The organism is Gordonia amarae NBRC 15530 (genome assembly GCF_000241345.1).
Classification (GTDB): Bacteria; Actinomycetota; Actinomycetes; order Mycobacteriales; family Mycobacteriaceae; genus Gordonia; species Gordonia amarae.
In genome coordinates this window covers 36,750-54,750 of sequence record NZ_BAED01000019.1, presented here as the reverse complement: position 1 = coordinate 54,750, position 18,001 = coordinate 36,750, and the positions used below count along the sequence as shown (strand labels likewise).

At 68.3% G+C, this 18,001-nt stretch carries 15 protein-coding genes; 4 read left to right on the top strand and 11 right to left on the bottom strand.

The window, feature by feature from the left end; genetic code table 11:
* Positions 1-65 precede the first annotated feature (65 nt).
* Positions 66-1,298, top strand: coding sequence for a hypothetical protein (locus GOAMR_RS04625; protein ID WP_005183287.1), 1,233 nt, complete (start codon positions 66-68; stop codon positions 1,296-1,298).
* 12 nt (positions 1,299-1,310) lie between these two features.
* Positions 1,311-1,913 (top strand): TetR/AcrR family transcriptional regulator, encoded by a 603-nt coding sequence (locus tag GOAMR_RS04620; protein WP_005183285.1) that lies wholly within the window; start codon positions 1,311-1,313, stop codon positions 1,911-1,913.
* A 5-nt stretch (positions 1,914-1,918) separates the two neighbouring features.
* On the opposite strand, the gene GOAMR_RS04615 is transcribed toward GOAMR_RS04620, so the two are convergent.
* The gene (locus tag GOAMR_RS04615) at positions 1,919-2,356 is read right to left on the bottom strand and encodes a VOC family protein (RefSeq protein WP_005183283.1); all 438 of its coding nucleotides are present in this window, start codon (positions 2,354-2,356) and stop codon (positions 1,919-1,921) included.
* A gap of 103 nt (positions 2,357-2,459) precedes the next feature.
* Here GOAMR_RS04615 and GOAMR_RS04610 point away from each other — a divergent pair, with 103 nt between their 5' ends.
* On the top strand, positions 2,460-3,341 hold the full coding sequence (locus GOAMR_RS04610; RefSeq protein WP_005183281.1) for an LLM class flavin-dependent oxidoreductase: 882 nt from the start codon (positions 2,460-2,462) through the stop codon (positions 3,339-3,341).
* On the opposite strand, the gene GOAMR_RS04605 is transcribed toward GOAMR_RS04610, so the two are convergent.
* From GOAMR_RS04605 to GOAMR_RS04585, 5 genes are all read right to left on the bottom strand, one after another.
* Positions 3,338-4,213 (bottom strand): universal stress protein, encoded by an 876-nt coding sequence (locus tag GOAMR_RS04605; protein ID WP_005183279.1) that lies wholly within the window; start codon positions 4,211-4,213, stop codon positions 3,338-3,340. The genes GOAMR_RS04610 and GOAMR_RS04605 overlap by 4 nt on opposite strands.
* A 90-nt stretch (positions 4,214-4,303) precedes the next feature.
* Entirely contained in the window at positions 4,304-5,182 is an 879-nt protein-coding gene (locus tag GOAMR_RS04600; RefSeq protein WP_005183277.1) for a universal stress protein, read from the bottom strand.
* A 198-nt stretch (positions 5,183-5,380) separates the two neighbouring features.
* A complete protein-coding gene (locus GOAMR_RS04595) occupies positions 5,381-7,003 on the bottom strand; it encodes an ABC transporter permease (RefSeq protein WP_005183274.1) in 1,623 nt (540 codons plus the stop codon).
* 74 nt (positions 7,004-7,077) lie between these two features.
* The gene (gene hisS / locus GOAMR_RS04590) at positions 7,078-8,346 is read right to left on the bottom strand and encodes a histidine--tRNA ligase (protein WP_005183271.1); all 1,269 of its coding nucleotides are present in this window, start codon (positions 8,344-8,346) and stop codon (positions 7,078-7,080) included.
* Positions 8,343-9,065: an MBL fold metallo-hydrolase gene (locus tag GOAMR_RS04585; protein WP_005183268.1), complete on the bottom strand. Its 723-nt coding sequence runs from the start codon at positions 9,063-9,065 to the stop codon at positions 8,343-8,345. The genes hisS and GOAMR_RS04585 overlap by 4 nt, the downstream gene beginning before the upstream one ends.
* Before the next feature lie 138 nt (positions 9,066-9,203).
* Here GOAMR_RS04585 and GOAMR_RS04580 point away from each other — a divergent pair, with 138 nt between their 5' ends.
* Positions 9,204-10,118 (top strand): peptidylprolyl isomerase, encoded by a 915-nt coding sequence (locus tag GOAMR_RS04580; protein ID WP_005183266.1) that lies wholly within the window; start codon positions 9,204-9,206, stop codon positions 10,116-10,118.
* A 145-nt stretch (positions 10,119-10,263) separates the two neighbouring features.
* Here GOAMR_RS04580 and GOAMR_RS04575 read toward each other — a convergent pair whose 3' ends face one another.
* From GOAMR_RS04575 to secD, 5 genes are all read right to left on the bottom strand, one after another.
* Positions 10,264-12,642: a RelA/SpoT family protein gene (locus tag GOAMR_RS04575; protein WP_005183262.1), complete on the bottom strand. Its 2,379-nt coding sequence runs from the start codon at positions 12,640-12,642 to the stop codon at positions 10,264-10,266.
* 96 nt (positions 12,643-12,738) lie between these two features.
* Complete coding sequence (locus GOAMR_RS04570) at positions 12,739-13,380, bottom strand: adenine phosphoribosyltransferase (protein WP_005183259.1); 642 nt, start codon at positions 13,378-13,380, stop codon at positions 12,739-12,741.
* Positions 13,377-15,101, bottom strand: coding sequence for an ABC transporter substrate-binding protein (locus GOAMR_RS04565; RefSeq protein ID WP_005183257.1), 1,725 nt, complete (start codon positions 15,099-15,101; stop codon positions 13,377-13,379). The genes GOAMR_RS04570 and GOAMR_RS04565 overlap by 4 nt, the downstream gene beginning before the upstream one ends.
* A gap of 10 nt (positions 15,102-15,111) precedes the next feature.
* The gene (secF, locus tag GOAMR_RS04560) at positions 15,112-16,329 is read right to left on the bottom strand and encodes a protein translocase subunit SecF (protein WP_005183254.1); all 1,218 of its coding nucleotides are present in this window, start codon (positions 16,327-16,329) and stop codon (positions 15,112-15,114) included.
* Positions 16,326-17,960 (bottom strand): protein translocase subunit SecD, encoded by a 1,635-nt coding sequence (secD, locus tag GOAMR_RS04555; protein ID WP_005183251.1) that lies wholly within the window; start codon positions 17,958-17,960, stop codon positions 16,326-16,328. The genes secF and secD overlap by 4 nt, the downstream gene beginning before the upstream one ends.
* Positions 17,961-18,001: the final 41 nt, after the last annotated feature.

Below are 18,001 nucleotides of genomic sequence, written 5' to 3'. Positions count from 1 at the left end.
CTCGGCGGCAGGCCGCGCCCCAGGCCTCCGACTCGTCTCATCCGTCACGATCGAGGAGCACTTACATGGCAGTGTGCGATCCGGACACCCCGGCGTACGTCATCACCCGATACCTGGGCTTCGTCTGCGAAGACGCCAACCCTGTTGCGGCGCTGCGCAATCCGTTCGGTCTGGAGAACTGGACGTTGCCGGTCCTGGAGGTGACGATCATCCTCGGCGCCGTGCTGGCGCTGCTGCACGCGATCCGCCGGCTGCGCCGCGACAACGATCCCACCAACCTCGCGCTCTGGATCGGGTCGCTGGTGTACCTGTTCGTGATCGAACCCCCGCTGTACTTCCCGGAGTGGTTCGGAATGCAGGACGCGATGGGATTCATGTTCGCGCACAACGTGTTCACCGTCGACTTCATGTACGACAGGCTGCCGCTGTACATCGTGTGCTTCTATCCCGCGCTCAGTCAGGTGGCCTACGAGATCGTGCGGGCGTTCGGCTTCTTCGACGGCACCAGGCATGCGGCGCTCAAGGGTGCGGTGGCCGTCGCGTTCGTGTACCAGGTGTTCTACGAGATCTTCGATCAGCTCGGGCCGCAACTGAAATGGTGGGCGTGGAACGTCGACGAACCGTTCTACGGCCACACCGCCGCCGAACTGGGCAACCCGGCCGCCGTCCCGCTGCTCGCCTCGGTACCCCTCAACAGTGTGTGGCTGTTCGCATCGGTGTCGTTCGGTGTCCTGACCTATGTGAGCACCCGGCTCATCGCGAACCCGACGCTGGCGGGCAATGCTCCCCGCGGGCTGTCACTGGCGTGGCGGATCGTGGTCTCCGGCGTGCTCGCCGTGATCAGCATGCCGCTGATGGGTATCCCGGCGTCGGTGTTCGGTCGCGGTGAGGGCGCCAACCTCACCGGACAGGCGATCGTGCTGGGCGTGGAGATCGCCGCGTTGTGGCTGGTCGGGCTGTACCTGCTCGGCACCCAGTGGCGGAAGATGCGGGCGGCGGCAGCGTCGGCGCACTCCCCCGCACGCACGGCCCGTCCGTTCCTGCTCGTGTTCCCGTTCCTGTTCCTCGGGGTACACACGGCTCTGTGGATCGCGGCGCTCCCGGACTACTTCGGCGCCACCGACGGGGTCACCGACGGCGGCACCCCGATCGGCAGCCTCCCCTATGTGATCGCCTGCCTGGTGGTCGCGCTCGGCAGCCTGCTGGCGGCGCTGACTCTCGGGCGGGACCGCACCGAGCCGGCCGCGACCGCGGGTGAGGGCGATGCGGCCACCCGGCAGCCGCTCAATCAGGTGTGAAAGTATGGGCGAATGAGAACGCGTGGGTGGCAGGGCAACCTTCCGACCGATTCGGAAGAGGCCCGCACCCGCATTCTCAACGCCGCCATCCGGTCGGTCGAGCAGCACGGGGTCAACAAGACCACCCTCGCCGATGTGGCCACTGAGCTCGGTGTCACCCGCCAGACGGTCTACCGCTACTTCAAGTCGGTCAACGACATGCTGGCGGCGGTCGCCCAGGCGGGTGCCGCCGACTTCCTCGACCGGATGCGCGATGACCTGGCACACGTGCGCACCGTCGACGACGCCATCATCGAGACGATCCTGTACTGCCTGAACAGACTGCCCAGCGAACCGTCGATGGGCCTGCTCCTGCGGGCCGGGCAGACCGAGCTGTTCACCCGCGAGGCGACGTCGGAAAGCGGCATCACCCTGGGTGCGCAGATGCTGGGCCGGTTGCCGGTGGCGTGGGCCGAGAACGGCTACGACGACGAGGCGATGGCCGGTCTGGCCGAACTGGTGATGCGGGTGTTCCTGAGCCTGCTGCAGTACCCCACCTCGCCGCCACGCTCGGACGCCGAACTCCGCGAGTTCATCAGCCGCTGGGTATGCCCACCCGCCCGGGTTCGCGGGTAGACCCGTCAGTCGAGGCAGAACTCGTTGCCCTCCGGGTCTGCCATCACGATGAAACCCGTCTCCAGCGGTGGGTCCGGGTCGAACCGTTCCAGGCGTGTGGCACCGAGTTCGATCAGCCGCAGGGCCTCGGCCTCCAGCGCGGCCATCCGGTCGCCCCCCGCAAGCCCCGGTGCCGCCCGCACATCCAGATGCACACGGTTCTTGACGCCCTTGCCCTCGGGAACCCGCTGAAAGAAGATCCGCGGCCCGGTCCCCGCGGGGTCGACGACGGCGGACCTGCTGTTGCGGTCCTCCGCGGGAACCCCGAGCGCGTCGAGGGCCTCGTCCCACGTGGCGAATCCCAACGGCGGGCCCTGCACCTCGTACCGCAGGACTTGTGCCCAGAACTCGGCGAGCATCGCCGGATCGGCACAATCGAAGGTCACTTGAATTTCCGCACCCATCACCACTCCTGACATGTCGCTGACGTTTACCGGTCGGGTCACAGTCTTCCGGCCAATCAGGTCATTTTCTGTCCCCTATCGGACCGCTCGCTAGGCTCGGATCATGCGTATCGGTGTGTACATCATCCCCGACCATCCCTGGCAGCAGGCGCGGGACGAGTGGCGCCGTGCCGAGGAGATGGGATTCGACCACGCGTGGACATTCGACCACCTGGTGTGGGGATCGCTACCGGACAACAGGTGGTTCTCGTGTATCCCCACACTGACCGCCGCGGCGCTGGTGACTCAGCGGATTCCGTTGGGCGCGTTCGTGATCTCCCCGAACTTCCGGCATCCGGTGCCGCTGGCACGGGAGTTGCAGACACTGCTCGACATCGCGGGAGACCGGCTGCTGATGGGACTCGGCGCCGGCGGCACCCCCGACGACGTGCTGCTCGGGCAGAAGCCCGTCACCGCACGCGAACGCGTCGACCGGTTCCAGGAGTTCGTGCGGCTGCTCGATCTCACGCTCACCGACGACCACGTGGACTTCGCCGGCGAACACTACAGCGCCGTCGACATGCGGCTGGCCGGCGGATCGGTACGCGACCGGATCCCATTGCTGCTCGCGGGAAACGGGCCACGTTCGGTACGCTTCGCGGCCCACCACGGCGACGGCTGGATCACCACCGGCACACCGGCCGACAGTGTCGACGACTGGCTGGCGGGCATATCCCGCAGTGTCAGGATTCTCGACGACGCCCTCACCGACCGGCCCGGCGGCGACCGGTTCCCACGCTATCTCAGTCTCACCTGGGCACCGGCCGATCCGTTCGCGGGCGCCGATGTGCTAGACGAATTGATCGGGCGGGCAGCAGAACTCGGATTCACCGATGTCGTGGTCCCATGGCCGCGCACCAGCCCGCCGCATGTCCTGGCGGTGGACACCTTCGAGTCGGTGATGGCGGATATCCTGCCGAAGTGGCAGGACTCGGCCCGGTCCTAGTGGACGACCAGCACCGGGCACGGCGCCACATGAAGCACCGCCTGGCCTGTGGATCCCAGCAACAGGCCACGGAAACCGCCCCGGCCCCGGCTGCCGATCACGATGAGCTGCGCGTCCTCAGCCGCGCCGACGATGGCGGGAGCCGGGTCACCCGCGGCGACCACCGACGCCACCTCCACATCTGGGTAGTCCTGGCGGTAGCCGGCCAGCTGTGAGCCCAGCGATTCGACCGCCTCGTCGTTGAGCCTGCGCAGGGCTTCTTCGCCCTGTCCGTAGAAGGCGTCGCCGCCGAATCCGCCGTAGGTGTGTACGGCCACCACGGACGTGCCACGGGCGTCGGCCTGCCGGAAGGCATGTGCGATCGCCGCCGTCGACATCGGCGACCCGTCAACACCGACGACGACAGGACCCGACACGGGTGCCTGGAGCCCGATGACGGCCACCGGGCAGTTGCCGTGCGCGGCGATGTCGGCGCTGACCGAGCCGATGAGCAGTCCGGTCACCCCGCCCAGACCGCGACGGCCGACGACGATCATGCGGACCCGGCTGGACAGCTCCCGTAACACCAGGGCAGGTTTGCCGTCGATCACCTCGCCGTCGATCGACACATCCGGCGCCAGCTCGGCCGCCAGGTCGAGGGCGACATCGACCGCGCCCTGCGCGAGTTCGCGCCGCGCTTCGACCCACTGTTCGGCTTCGATCCAGCCTTCGACGTTCTGGCCGATCGGCGCGGCGAACGGTTCGACCACCGACACGATCGTGAGCGCGGTCTTGGTGCGGGCCGCCTCGGCCGCCGCCCAGCGCACCGCCGCGAGAGCCTCATCGGATCCGTCGATCGCCGCCGCGATCGGCGCGTTGTTCGTCGCCACCATCAGCCCCTTTGCTTGTGGATTCGGTCGGATCCACCCCGCCGGGGGTGGACCCACCAGACTGTACGCCGCGCGGCCGCGGCGAACCGGTGGTCAGCCGGCGTGCACGACCATCACCGGGCAGGGCGCCACCTGCAGCACGGCGCGGCTGTTGGAGCCGAGCAGCAGGCCACGGAAACCGCCACGGCCGCGGCTGCCGATGACGATCAGCTGAGCGTCGGCGGCCTTCTCAACGATGCGTTCGGCGGGCCGGATCGTGGCGACGTCGCTGTCGACGGTGACATCCGGGAAGTCCTCACGCAGGCCGGCGAGCTGCTCGGACTGGGTCTCGGCGGCCTCGGTGCGGAACCGCTCCAGGGTGGCCTCGGAGTCGCCGTGCCGGTCCTCGGTGCCGTAGAAATGCTTGCCGGAGAACGCCCCGTAGGTGGTCACCGCCACCACGGAGGTGTCCAGCAGCGAGGCCTCGGTGAACGCCTGCTTCGCGGCCACCCGCGCCGCGGGGGATCCGTCGACACCGACGACGACCGGCCCGGTGGTCCCGAACTCGCCTGGTACCACCACGACCGGGCAGTTGGCGTGGGCGGCGACGTCCGCGCTCACCGACCCCAGCAGCAGACCCTTGACACCGCCCCGGCCACGGCTGCCGACCACCAGCAGGTGCGCCCGGCTCGACACCTCACGCAGCAGGAGGGCCGGTTTACCCGACAGCACCTCACCGGTCACCTCGAGACCGGGCGCCAGTTCGGCCGCCCGCTCGAGTGCCTCGGTGAGAATGTCCTTGGCGTAGCCGTAGATGTCGTCGATCAGGTCTTGGGTGAGCACCATGCCGCTGTAGTCGGAGAGGGCTTCGACGACGGTCACGGCCTTGAGTTGCCGCTTCTCGCGCACCGCCGCCGCGACCGCCCACGCGAGTGCCTCGCGGGCCTGATCGGAACCGTCGACCGCCACCACGATCGGTGCATTGAGTGTCATCGTCACCAAACCTCTTCTCTACCGGCCGCGGGCTCTCAGCGGCCGACACCGCGTCGCCGGGCATTTTCCGGCACGGGTCCAGTCTGCCACCACCAACGGTCACCACCGAGAGCCGAACGTCCGTACCAGAGACGTCACCCCAGCCCGGTACCCATGCCACACATCACGCCGACGGTGTGGATGTGCCGCACACCGCCCTCAGCCGATGTCCCTGCGGCCGAACGCCACCAGCCCGAGGACGACCAGGGCGACGGCCACGATCGTGAGGACGGCCGGCGGAAGCCACGACACGTCCTCCAGCGGGACGAGCGCGAGGTGAGTGAACGGCGACAGGTCGAGAAGCCACTGCGGAAACTTGAGGGCAGGACCGAAAAAGATCGCTATGGCCGAGAATCCGACCGGCACCCACGCGAGCCCGATCAGCTTGGGCGCAACCCCCATCAGCAGCACGGTCACCGCGACGATCACCCAGATCGATGGCGCGTAGAAGATGCCCGCCGCGGCCAGTTGCAGCCCCCGTCCCGCCTCACCCGACACCACGGCATAGGTCAGGCCGGCCGCGGCACCACCGGCCGCCACTGCGAGAACCGGTGCGACCAGCGCGGTCACGACCGGACCGGTCAGGTACGCCGACCGGCCTAACGCGGTGGCCAGCAACGACTCCGCGTAGTCGGCCACCTCCGCGGACCGGGCTCGGGAGGCCAGCATCACCGCAAACCCGGACGCGATGATCGCCAGCATCAGCACGGCGCTGCCGTAGAAGCCGTCGACGAGCGCGACACCTTCGGCCTGCCCGCCGGTCAGTGTCCCCGCGACGTCCTTGTTCTCGCGCACGACCGCTTCGATGCTGTTGCCGATCAACCCGAACGTGACTCCACCGAACACCAATCCGGCAGTCCAGCCGATGATTCCCGGCGCGGCGAGCCGCCACGACAGTTCGTGGATACCGCCTGCCCAGGCGTGCGATGCCGGGCCACGCCGCTGCGGCAGCAGGCCCGCGCCGAAGTCGCGGCGCCGGTGCAGTATCCCGGCCACCGCCACGGCCACCCCCGCCGCCACAACCAGCAGAACAAGCGGCCATACCCGCTCACCGGCGTACGCGCGCGCCTGCTGTCCCCACCCGATCGGTGACAGCCAGCGAATCCCGTTGTCCCCCACATCGCCTGCCGCGCGCAGTGCATAGGCCACACCGAGGGCGGCACCGCTGAGCCCCCACACTCCGCGCGAGGTGCTGCTGATCTGGGCAAAGATCAGCGCCAGAGCACCGAACACCAGGCCGGTGAGTCCGCCTGCGGCGGCGAGCGTCCATGAACCCGTCGCCGGCAGCCCGGTCGCCGTCAGCGACGCGCCGGCGATCACGATCACGGCGATGTTGGCGCCGGCCGTCACCAGAGCGGTGGCGGCCGTCGGCGCGGACCGGCCGACCACACCGGCCAGGATCAGTTCGTCTGCGCCGTTCTCCTCACCGGCACGTCCGTGCCGGGCCACCAGAAAGGTACTCATCAATCCCGCCAGCACCGCACCGAATGCCGAGCTCTGCCAGGCTATTTGGCCGCCGATGGTGTTCAGGGCGAAATCCGGTCCGGTCAGCGCCTTGATCGCGGAGTTGCCGGACAGGCCGGCGGCCAGCCGGTCCAGGTCCTCCTGCGTGGGCGCGGCCTTCAACGACAGCGACTGGATCGGGTACATCGCCGCCGTGCCCAGCACCCACAAGGTGATTGCCGACAGGGAACGGCGCAGATAGAACCGGGTGAGTTCACCGGTGCCGGCATAGCTGTCACCACGAGTGCGGGCCGGTCCGGGTGTGTCCGGGGCGGTCATAGCACTCGACGCTAACGACCACCCGGTGCGCGGTCTAGTGTCGAAACACCCGGCCGGGGAACACCACGACCAGGCTACTGGGTGAGCACACCGACGACGTCGTCGACGACGGTCGACAACGAGACCTTGCGCTGCGCACCGTTCGACAGGTCCTTCACCTCGATGGTCTGCTCGTCGAGTTCACGATCACCCAGGACCAGTGCCAGACGGGCACCGGACCGGTCGGCGGCCTTCATCGCACCTTTGAGCCCGCGGTCACCGTAGGCGAGGTCGACGCTGATCCCGGCCGCACGCAACCGCCCCGCCAACCCCACCAGTTCGGCCTTGGCCGCCGCACCCATCGGCACCCCGAACACCTGGCAGCGGGCCGCGTCGGCATCGGCGACGCCCTCTGCCCGCATGGCCAGAATCGTGCGGTCCACGCCGATACCGAAACCGATCCCCGACAGGTCCTGCTTGCCGCCGATCTGGCGCATCAACCCGTCGTAGCGGCCGCCGCCGCCGATACCGGCCTGGGCGCCGAGACCGTCGTGGACGAACTCGAAGGTCGTCTTCGTGTAGTAGTCCAGGCCGCGGACCAGACGCGGATTGATCTCGTACGGCACGCCGAGCCGGGTCAGGTGCCCCAGGACGATGTCGAAGTGTCCGCGCGCGGCATCGCTCAGATAGTCCAGCAGCAGCGGGGCATCGGCGGTGGCCTCTTTGACCTCGGGACGTTTGTCGTCCAGGACGCGCAGCGGGTTGATCTCGGCACGTTTGCGGGTGGGTTCATCCAGGTCGAGGCCGAACAGGAACTGCTGCAACGCCTCCCGGTAGCGGGGCCGGGACTCGTCGTCGCCGAGCGAGGTGATCTCCAGGCGGAATCCGGACAGGCCCAGGCGCCGGTAGCCCTCATCGGCGATCGCGATCACCTCGGCGTCGAGTGCCGGGTCGTCGACGCCGATGGCCTCCACGCCCACCTGCTGGAGCTGGCGGTAGCGGCCCTCCTGGGGCTTCTCATACCGGAAGAACGGACCGGCATAGCATAGTTTGACCGGGAGCTGGCCGCGATCGAGGCCGTGCTGGATCACCGCGCGCATCACCCCGGCGGTGCCCTCGGGCCGCAATGTCACCGAACGCTCACCGCGGTCGGCGAAGGTGTACATCTCCTTGCTGACTACGTCGGTGGATTCGCCGACACCGCGGGCGAACAGGCCGGTGTCCTCGAAGATCGGCAGTTCGATGTGACCGTAACCGGCGCGTCGTGCCGCGTCGGTCAGGGTGTCGCGGACGCGGCGGAAGTCCGCGGACGCGGGCGGAAAGTAATCCGGGATGCCCCGTGGTGCCTGGAATTCGGCGCTCACAGTCCGAATCGTCCCTTCTTGTCGGTCCCGATCCCGAGGAGGAACGGGTTGGTGGCGCGTTCGGCGCCGATCGACGTCTGCGGTCCGTGCCCGGGCAGCACCTGTGTCTCATCGGGCAGCGGCAGCAGCTTCTTCTCGATCGATTCGAGGAGCTGATCGTGGTCACCGCCGGGCAGGTCGGTCCGGCCGATCGACCCCGCAAACAGTACGTCACCGGAGAAGCACACCGGAACCGTGGTCGGCGCCGCACCGTCCGAGTCGTCCTCGGCTACCTCGACATCGATGCCCAGCAGCACCGAGCCCTGGGTGTGCCCGGGCGCCAGGTCGACGGTGAACCGCATCCCGGCGATCTCGACGTTCTCGCCGTCGGCGAACTCGATCACCTGCTGTGGTTCGGTGAACTCGGTGTCGCCGATCAGCGGGCCCAGCGCCCGCCCGAGACCCATGCCGGGGTCGGTGAGCATCGGCCGGTCGGCGGTGTGGATGTAGGCGGGGATGCCGAACTCGTCGCACAGTTCGGTGGCGTTCCAGGTGTGATCGAGGTGCCCGTGGGTGAGCAACACCGCGGCGGGCGTGAGGTCGTGCTCGGCGAGCAGGGCCCTGACCTGGGGGGCGGCGTCCTGACCGGGGTCGATGATCACTGCCTGCCCGCCCGGCTGCGGGGCGAGGATGTAGCAGTTGGTCTGGAACATGCCGGCGGGAAATCCGGTGATCAGCATCGGTTCATTGTCGCAGGGCGGCACCCGGCCGGACGCGCCGGGTGCCCACCGCCCGGACCCGGCGTGCCTTCCTCTCAGGTATTGCTGGCAAACTGGCGAGTCGAGTAGCGCCGACGTCCACAGGGAGGGTTCACCAGCGTGTCGACCAATGAGGAGCGCCGACAAGCGGCCAAACGCAAACTCGAAGAGCGTCTGGAAAACGAGCAGCGGGCCGCACGCAAACGCCGGATGACCATCGTCGGGGTCTCGGTGGCCGTCGTCGTGGTGGTGGCCGGCACGATCACCGGCCTGGTGGTCAAGAAGATCTCCGACGACCACGAGAAGGAACGCTGGACGGCATGCGCCTGGGGCCCGCAGGAAGACCCGAAGCTCCAGCCCGCCGATCCGCCCGCGCAGATCCCGGCCGCCCAGCACGCGGAGTACCGCAAGCAGGTCGTCGAATACAACAAGCAGGTCCAGGACTACCTGGCCAAGAAGAAGTCGTCCCCCAAACCGGGCGCCAAGCAGCTCAAGAAGGGGACGCTGGACGTGGTGTTCGAGACCAGCCAGGGCGCCATCCCGATGACGCTCAAGCGTGATGCGGCGCCCTGCAACACCGGCGCTATCGAGCAGCTGATCCGCAATAAGTACTTCGACAACTCCACCTGCCACCGGATGACGGCGGGTGCCACCCTCAAGGTGCTGCAGTGCGGCGACCCGAGCGGCACCGGCATGGGCGGTCCGGGCTGGACCAGCCCCGACGAGGCCCCCACCGACCTCAAGCCCAGCGGCGCGCCGAACGCGATGGGCCAGCAGGCGGTCACCTACCCGCGCGGCACCATCGCCATCGCCAACAACGGTCAGGCCAACTCCGGGTCGAGTCAGTTCTTCCTCGTCACCGGCGACAGCACGCTGCCCTCCGACTACGCCGTCGTGGGCACCGTGAACCCCGCCGGGCTCGCCGTCCTGGACAAGGTGGCCAAGGGCGGCATCACGCCCGGGGCCTCGGGCAGCAAAGAAGACGGTGCACCCAAACTGACGGTGAAGATCACGACCGCCACTGTCAAGAACTGACGGCACCACACAGGTTGACATGTCGCCGGTTGAGGTGCGAGCGTGCGAGCCTCGAAACCCGGTGAGGGGACAATGTTCTCTCACCGGGTTTCGAGGCTCGTCGCTTGCGCTCCTCACGCCTCAACCAGCGGGGTGATCGGCGGGGCTAGGCGGCCGAGGTGACGCGGTAGACGTCGTAGACGCCCTCGACGTTGCGCACCACATTCAGCACGTGACCGAGGTGCTTGGGGTCGCCCATCTCGAAGGTGAACTTGCTGACCGCCACCCGGTCGCGGCTGGTGGTGACCGATGCGGACAGGATGTTGACCCGTTCGTCGGCGAGTACCTTGGTCACATCCGAGAGCAGCCGGTGCCGGTCGAGTGCCTCCACCTGGATCGCGACCAGGAACACCGATTCCGGCGACGGCGCCCAGGTGACCTCGACGATGCGTTCGGGCTGCTCCCGCAGCGACGACACGTTGGTGCAGTCGGTGCGGTGCACGCTGACCGCCCCGCCCCGGGTCACAAATCCCATGATCTCGTCACCTGGTACCGGGGTGCAGCACTTGGCCAGTTTCGCGACCACACCCTCGATCCCGGCGACGACGACGCCCGCGTCACCACCGCGGCGGCCACGGGTGGGCAGCGTCGACGGTGTAGATTTCTCGGCGATCGCGTCGACCGCGTCGTCGATGCCGCCGAGCATCGCGACGAGCCGGTTGACCACGTGCCGGGCCGACACGTGGTTCTCGCCGACCGCCGTGTACAGGGCGCTGACGTCGGTGTACCGCAGTTCCTTGGCGATGGCGCCCATCGACTCGGCGTTCATCAGCCGCTGGATAGGCAGCCCGCCGCGGCGGACCTCCTTGACGATGGCGTCCTTGCCGTTCTCCAGGGCCTCCTCGCGGCGTTCCTTGGCGAACCACTGCCGGATCTTGGCCTTGGCTCGCGGGGAGACCACAAAGTTCTGCCAGTCCTTGCTCGGCCCGGCGTTCGGTGCCTTGGAGGTGAACACCTCCACGACTTCCCCGTTTTCCAGGGTGCGTTCGAGCGCGACCAGCCGGCCGTTGACGCGGGCACCGATGCAGCGGTGCCCCACCTCGGTGTGCACCGCGTACGCGAAGTCGACCGGCGTGGACCCCGCCGGCAGCGTGATCACATCACCCTTGGGGGTGAACACAAAGATCTCGCGCGCCGCCAGATCGAACCGCAGCGACTCCAGGAACTCCCCCGGGTCGGCGGCCTCACGTTGCCAGTCGAGCAGCTGACGCATCCACGCCATATCGTCGACCTCGGCGATGTCGGACTTGCGGCTGCCGCCCTTGGATTTGTAGCCGCTCTCCTTGTACCGCCAGTGGGCAGCGATCCCGAACTCGGCGGTGCGGTGCATCTCGTGCGTGCGGATCTGCACTTCCAGGGGTTTGCCCTCGGGCCCGATCACCGTGGTGTGCAGCGACTGGTACACCCCGTACCGCGGCTGCGCAATGTAGTCCTTGAATCGTCCGGCCATCGGCTGCCACAGCGAATGCACCACACCGACGGCGGCGTAGCAGTCACGGACCTCATCGCACAGGATCCGCACCCCCACCAGGTCGTGGATGTCGTCGAAGTCGCGGCCCTTGACGATCATCTTCTGGTAGATCGACCAGTAGTGCTTGGGCCGGCCCTCGACGACGGCGGTGATCCGGGTGGCGGCGAGGGCGTTGGTGATGTCGGCCCGCACCCGCGCCAGATAGGTGTCGCGTGAGGGTGCCCGGTCGGCCACCAGCCGCACGATCTCCTCGTACTTCTTGGGGTGCAGGATCGCGAACGAGAGGTCTTCCAGCTCCCACTTGACCGTGGCCATACCGAGCCGATGGGCCAGCGGCGCGATCACTTCCAGGGTTTCGCGCGCCTTGCGGGCCTGCTTCTCCGGCGGCAGGAAGCGCATGGTGCGCATGTTGTGCAGCCGGTCGGCGACCTTGATCACCAGCACCCGCGGATCGCGGGCCATCGCGATGATCATCTTGCGGATGGTCTCGGCCTCGGCGGCGCTGCCGAGGGCCACCTTGTCGAGTTTGGTGACCCCGTCGACCAGATGCGCGACCTCGGCACCGAACTCGGCTTCGAGCTGTTCCAGCGAATAGCCGGTGTCCTCGACGGTGTCGTGCAGCAGGGCCGCGATCAAGGTGGTCGTGTCCATGCCGAGGTCGGCGAGGATGGTGGCGACCGCGAGCGGGTGGGTGATGTACGGGTCACCCGATTTGCGGGTCTGACCGGCGTGCCGTTCGTCGGCCACATCGTAGGCCCGCTGCAGCTTCGCGATGTCGGCCTTGGGGTAGATGTCGCGGTGCAGCGTGACCAGCGGTTCGAGGACCGGGCGCACCTGGCTGCGGGTGGCGGTCATCCTCCGCGCCAGCCGGGCCCGGACCCTGCGGGAGGCCGAGGACGGAACCGGTTCGCCCCGCGCCGGTGCCTCCGGCAGGGCGACGGAATCCACGGTGCGGGGATCGGCTGGGCGAGGATCCGCTGCGCCGGCCGCCACGGTATCGGTGTCGTCTGCCATCGTGTCCTCTCACCAAGCCTGTAGGTCACTGTTCGGCCGGCGGGGTCCGCACCGTTACCGGCCGCACCCCGGCCGTACCGGACACATCGTCAAAGTCTAGTCCGCGACCAGTGCGTGCACCTCGACGTCGGAGCCGATTCCGCGGGTGATCGTGGCCCGCCCGGCCAGGGCTGTCAGCTCCATGATCACCGAAACCCGCACGACATGCGCACCGGCCTCACGCATCAGGGTGGCCGCGGCGACGGCGGTGCCGCCGGTGGCCAGGACGTCGTCGACGAGCAGCACCCGGCGGCCGGTGAGGTCGAGACCCTCTGCGGGGATCTCCAGCGCCGCACTGCCGTACTCGAGGTCGTAGGTGACGGTGTGGACGGGCGGCGGCAGTTTGCCCTTCTTGCGCACCGCCAGCACCCCGACCCCCAGTTCGCGGGCGACGGCGCCACCGAGCAGGAAGCCGCGGGCGTCGATGCCGCCGACCAGGTCGACCTCGGGGCAGCCGTGAGCCAGGGCGGTGATGATCGAGGCGAAGCCACCGGATTCGGCGAGAACGGGCGTCAGATCCTTGAACTGAACTCCAGGACTGGGAAAGTCCGCGACAAGGCGGGTGTGACGGGCGATGGCCGCGCGGGCCTCGGCGAGAGTGTCGTGTGATGTGTTGGCGGCGGGCCGATCATCCGAGGGGGTCACGGGCGAACTGTAGCAAGCCCGGCGGGCGTGGGTGCACCCGCCGGAGCGGCTCATTCGGTGAGGGTCCAGCGGTCCATGTTCCAGCCCGTACCGTTGCGGCCACGACCGGGAACCACATGCAGGACCTGGTCACCGCTGCGGTACACGCGTGGGGTGATGACCAGCGGAATCGACAGCATCGACGACCAGGCCCCGGTCTCTATGGTGCGGATAGCCTCGAGCTGTCCGGTCGCCCCCGTCACCACACTCAGCCGATCGACGGCCTGCGACACCGCGGGATCGTCGGCGGCGGCGAGGTTGAGCGGATCACCGGCCCGCAGGCGGTACGAGTCCCGGATCGGGCTGGCCGCGCCCGAGGCCGCGAACCCGGCACCGCTGCTGATCAGCAACGCGTCGGTCCTCTTGCCCAGAGAGGTGGGCGCGAGGTCGTCGGAACCGGCATCGGTGACCTCGATTCCGGCCTTCCGGCAGGATGAGGCGATCAACTCGACCAGTGCCTTGTCGCGGGCATGCGGGGTGCGGTAGCCGATCCGGACCGTCGCCCGGGTGCCGGCGCCGGAACCGATGCCCTGAACCCCCGACGCTACGGCCTCGTCGAGCAGTTCCCGGGCCCGGATGATGTCCGGTCGCGCGTACCGGCGGCCCACCTGCCCGTTGAGCTGGGTGGCGAACGCGTCGCCGGGCACCTGGGTGCGCAGGCTCCACACTGGCGAACCCGCACCGAAGCGGGTGGCGATGTCGGGGCGGGGCACACACAATGCGAACGCCTGACGGACCCGCACATCGGAGAACACGCCGCGTTGTGACAGCACCAGTTCGTCGATGGACAACGCCGCCCCCGCGGTCGGTGCGCCGGCGGCCGGGGCCTTACTCGCGGCGGGATCGGAGATCTCGCCGTCGACGATGCCAGCCGCGACATCGGCGACGTCGAAGTCGCCGGAGGTGAGCGCCGCCAGGTCGTGGCGTGCCCTGCGGATCGCGATACGGGTGGTCGCCGGCGCATCCGCCCACCACTTGTCGTTGGGCACCAGGACCAGACCTTCGTCCGGGTCGGCCGCCGAGATGGCGAACGGCCCCGACGACGGGAAGTCGGCCGGATCGAGCTCACCGTCGCCGAAGGTGAAACCGGTGTTCCACACCTTGGCGAGTTTGCGGATCGTCGCGGGGTCGTTACCCCGGATTGCGGCCACGATGTCGCCGACCCCGGCCTTGCGTGCCACCACGTGCGCCGGCAGCAGCGTGCCCGCACCGAACAACGACAGCCAGTCCCGGTAGACGCGGCCCGCGGCGAACACGACGGTCGCGGTCTTGGCGCCGGCCCGGCAGTCGACGCGCCGGATGTCGCGGTAGCCGGCGGTGGTCGCTGGGGTGAAACCCGGGAAGCGTCCGCTCATCGCGGCCCACGCGAGCAGCAGATCGTCACAGTCCAGCGGCGTGCCGTCGGAGAACACCGCCTCCGGGGTGAACGTGTACCGCAGCGTGAGTGGTGCCTGCGAGATGGCGGTGACCGTGCCCACGTCCCGATCGGGCATCACCTGGCCCTGGTCTCCGAGCAGGCTGAACCCGGGCAGCACCCGGGTCAGTGCCATCAGCGCACCGTCGGCGTTGCCACTGACGGTGTTGGCGTTGTAGGTGGTCAGGCCCGCGTCGACGATGTAGTCGATGGTGGGTGGGCGGTCGTCCTTGGAGCAGGCTGTCACCAGTCCGGCGCCGGTGACGGTGACCACCACCAGGGCGAGCAGACGCACGACGATGCGTCGGGGTCTTGCTGTCATAGCGGCGACGTTATCGGCTCTGGCCCCGGCTCCTGCGTTTCCCACTCGGCACGGCCGTGTCGCGTTCGGGAGACACCGACCGGCGGCCCACCCGTTCCGTGCCCACCCGTCCCGCGCTCGCCCGGCGAGAGCCGGTCTCGGGTTCGCCTGCCTCGATGCGGGCGCGGCGGCCCAGCACCTTGCGGTTGTGTGCCTTCACGTCACCGCGCATCTCCTTGAGCGTCACCAACAGGGGCGCGGCCAGGAAGATCGAGGAATAGGTGCCCACCAGAACACCGACGAACTGGATGAGCGCCAGATCCTTGAGGGTGCCCACGCCCAGCATCCACACCGCGATCACCATCAGGGCGATGATCGGCAGCACCGAGATGACGGTGGTGTTGATCGAGCGCATCAGTGTCTGGTTGACGGCCAGGTTCGCCTGTTCGGCGTAGGTGCGGCGGGTGGTCCGAAGGAAGCCGCGGGTGTTCTCGGCGACCTTGTCGAACACCACCACCGTGTCGTAGATGGAGAAGCCGAGGATGGTGAGCAGACCGATCACCGTGGCCGGGGTGACTTCCCAGCCGACGATCGAATAGATACCGGCGGTGAACACCATGTCCAGGAACAGCGAGGCCATCGCCGCGATCGACATCTCGCGGTCGAAACGGACCGCGATGTAGACGAACACGATCACCAGGAACACGACCAGCGCGATCGCCATCTTCTTGGTGATCTCACCGCCCCAGGTGGAGCTGACGTCCGACGAGGACACGTCGGCGGCGGTGATCGAACCGCTGAAACGCTCGGCCAGTGCCGTGGTGATCTTGACGGTCTCGTCCTGGTCGAGGTGCTCGGACCGCAACTGGATGGTGGCGCTGGACCCCTTACCGGCGGACTGCACCGCGTCGGGTTCCTTGCCGAAGGTGTCCGAGTAGACGGTTTCGACGGCGTCGCGGGTGACCTGCGAAGAGGCCGGCAACGCGATCTGGGTGCCGCCCTCGAAGTCGATACCGAAGGTGAATCCGCGCACGACGATCGACAGGCCGCACACGGCGATCATGATCAGCGTGACGATGTACCAGGTACGGCGTTTGCTGATGATGTCGAAGGCGCCGGTACCGGTGTACAGCCGCGACAGGAACGACCTGCCTTCGTCGGCGACGAAGTCCGCCTCCGCGGCGCCGGCCGCTCCCTCGTCGGGTACCCGCGCATCTGTGCTGTCGCTGATGTTGTTGGGGGTGGTCACCGGACCGCTCCTTCCCCGGCCTCGGCCGCCTTGCTCGCTGCTTGTGCCCGTGCCGCGGCCTTGCGCTGCGCGGCGACCTCACTGACCGCGCCGAGGCCGTTGACGCTCGGCTGCGACAGGAACGGTGACCGGGTGGCGAGCACCACCAGCGGATGGGTCACCAGGAACACCACGACCACGTCGAGAATCGTGGTCAGGCCGAGGGTGAACGCGAAGCCGCGGACCTCACCGATGGCCAGGATGTAGATGACGACGGCGGCGATGAGGCTGACCATGTTGCCGGTCCAGATGGTGCGCCGCGCGCTGACCCAGCCACGCGGGACCGCGGATCTGAACGTTCGGCCCTCGCGTATCTCGTCCTTGATGCGTTCGAAGTAGACGACGAACGAGTCGGCGGTCATACCGATACCGATGATCAGACCGGCGATACCGGCCAGGTCGAGGGTGAACCCGATCCAGCGGCCCAGCAGCACGATGATGCCGTACACCTGCAGACCTGCCAGCACCAGCGACAGGAAGGTGAGCACACCGAGCATCCGGTAGTACGCCAGTGCGTACAGCAGACACGCGATCAGGCCCACCGCACCGGCGATCAGACCCGCCCGCAGCGACTCCTTGCCCAGAGTCGCCGATACCGTCTCGGCATCGGAGGCCTCGAACGACAGCGGCAACGAACCGTATTTGAGGACGTTGGCCAGTTCCTTGGCCGAATCCTGGTTGAACGAGCCGCTGATCCGGGTCTCACCGGCGATCGCTCCGTTGATCGACGGAGCGGACACGACCTGCGTGTCGAGGGTCACCGCAGTACGCTTGCCAACATTTTCGGAGGTGTACTTCGGCCAGAAGTCGCGGGCCTTGCCCTTGAACTTGACCAGCACGACCCACTCACCGTCGTCCGTCGCGGCCCGCGCGCTGTCGATGTCGCGGCCGTCGATGATCTGGGGTTCGAGGAGGAAGACCTCGTCGCCCTCCTGCGAGCAGGCCACCAGGTACTGGTCGGGCAGGTCGTTGCCGCGCAGCGGATCGTTGTATCCGGGCGAGCAGTCCATCTTGCTCATGTAGGCGGTCAGTTCGGCGATCCGCTTCTTGTCGGCGTTCGCCGGCGCCTGCCGCAGCTTGCGCTGCTCATCGATCGCGGCCTGTGCGGCCTTGCGCTCGGCCTCGGTACCCGCCGCCGGTGACTTGCTGTCGGCGGGTGGGTTCTTGTCCGTTTTCTGCACGACCGGAGCCTGCGCCGTCGCCACCGGCCGGACATACAGACGCGCGGTCTGGCCCAGAGTGCGGGCCTGCTTGCCGTCGTTGCCGGGGACCGTGATCACCAGGTTGTTGCCGTTGACGACCACCTCGGACCCGGCCACGCCGAGGCCGTTGACACGCTTCTCGATGATCTGCTTGGCCTGGTCGAGCTGATCCTTCGCCGGGGTCTTGCCGTCCGGGGTGCGCGCTGTGAGCGTGACCCGGGTGCCGCCCTGCAGGTCGATGCCGAGTTTCGGTTCCGGCGAGCCGCCGCCGCTGAAGAACACCAGCCCATACACGGCGGCGAGGAGAACAAGAAAGACGGACAACGGCTTCCACGGTGCGACCTCGTTACGAGGTCCCGGCCGCTTGGCCGTACGGCGAGGTGTGCTCACTGCTGTTCAGGTCTCCTTCGACCGCGGGCGGCGTCAGACGC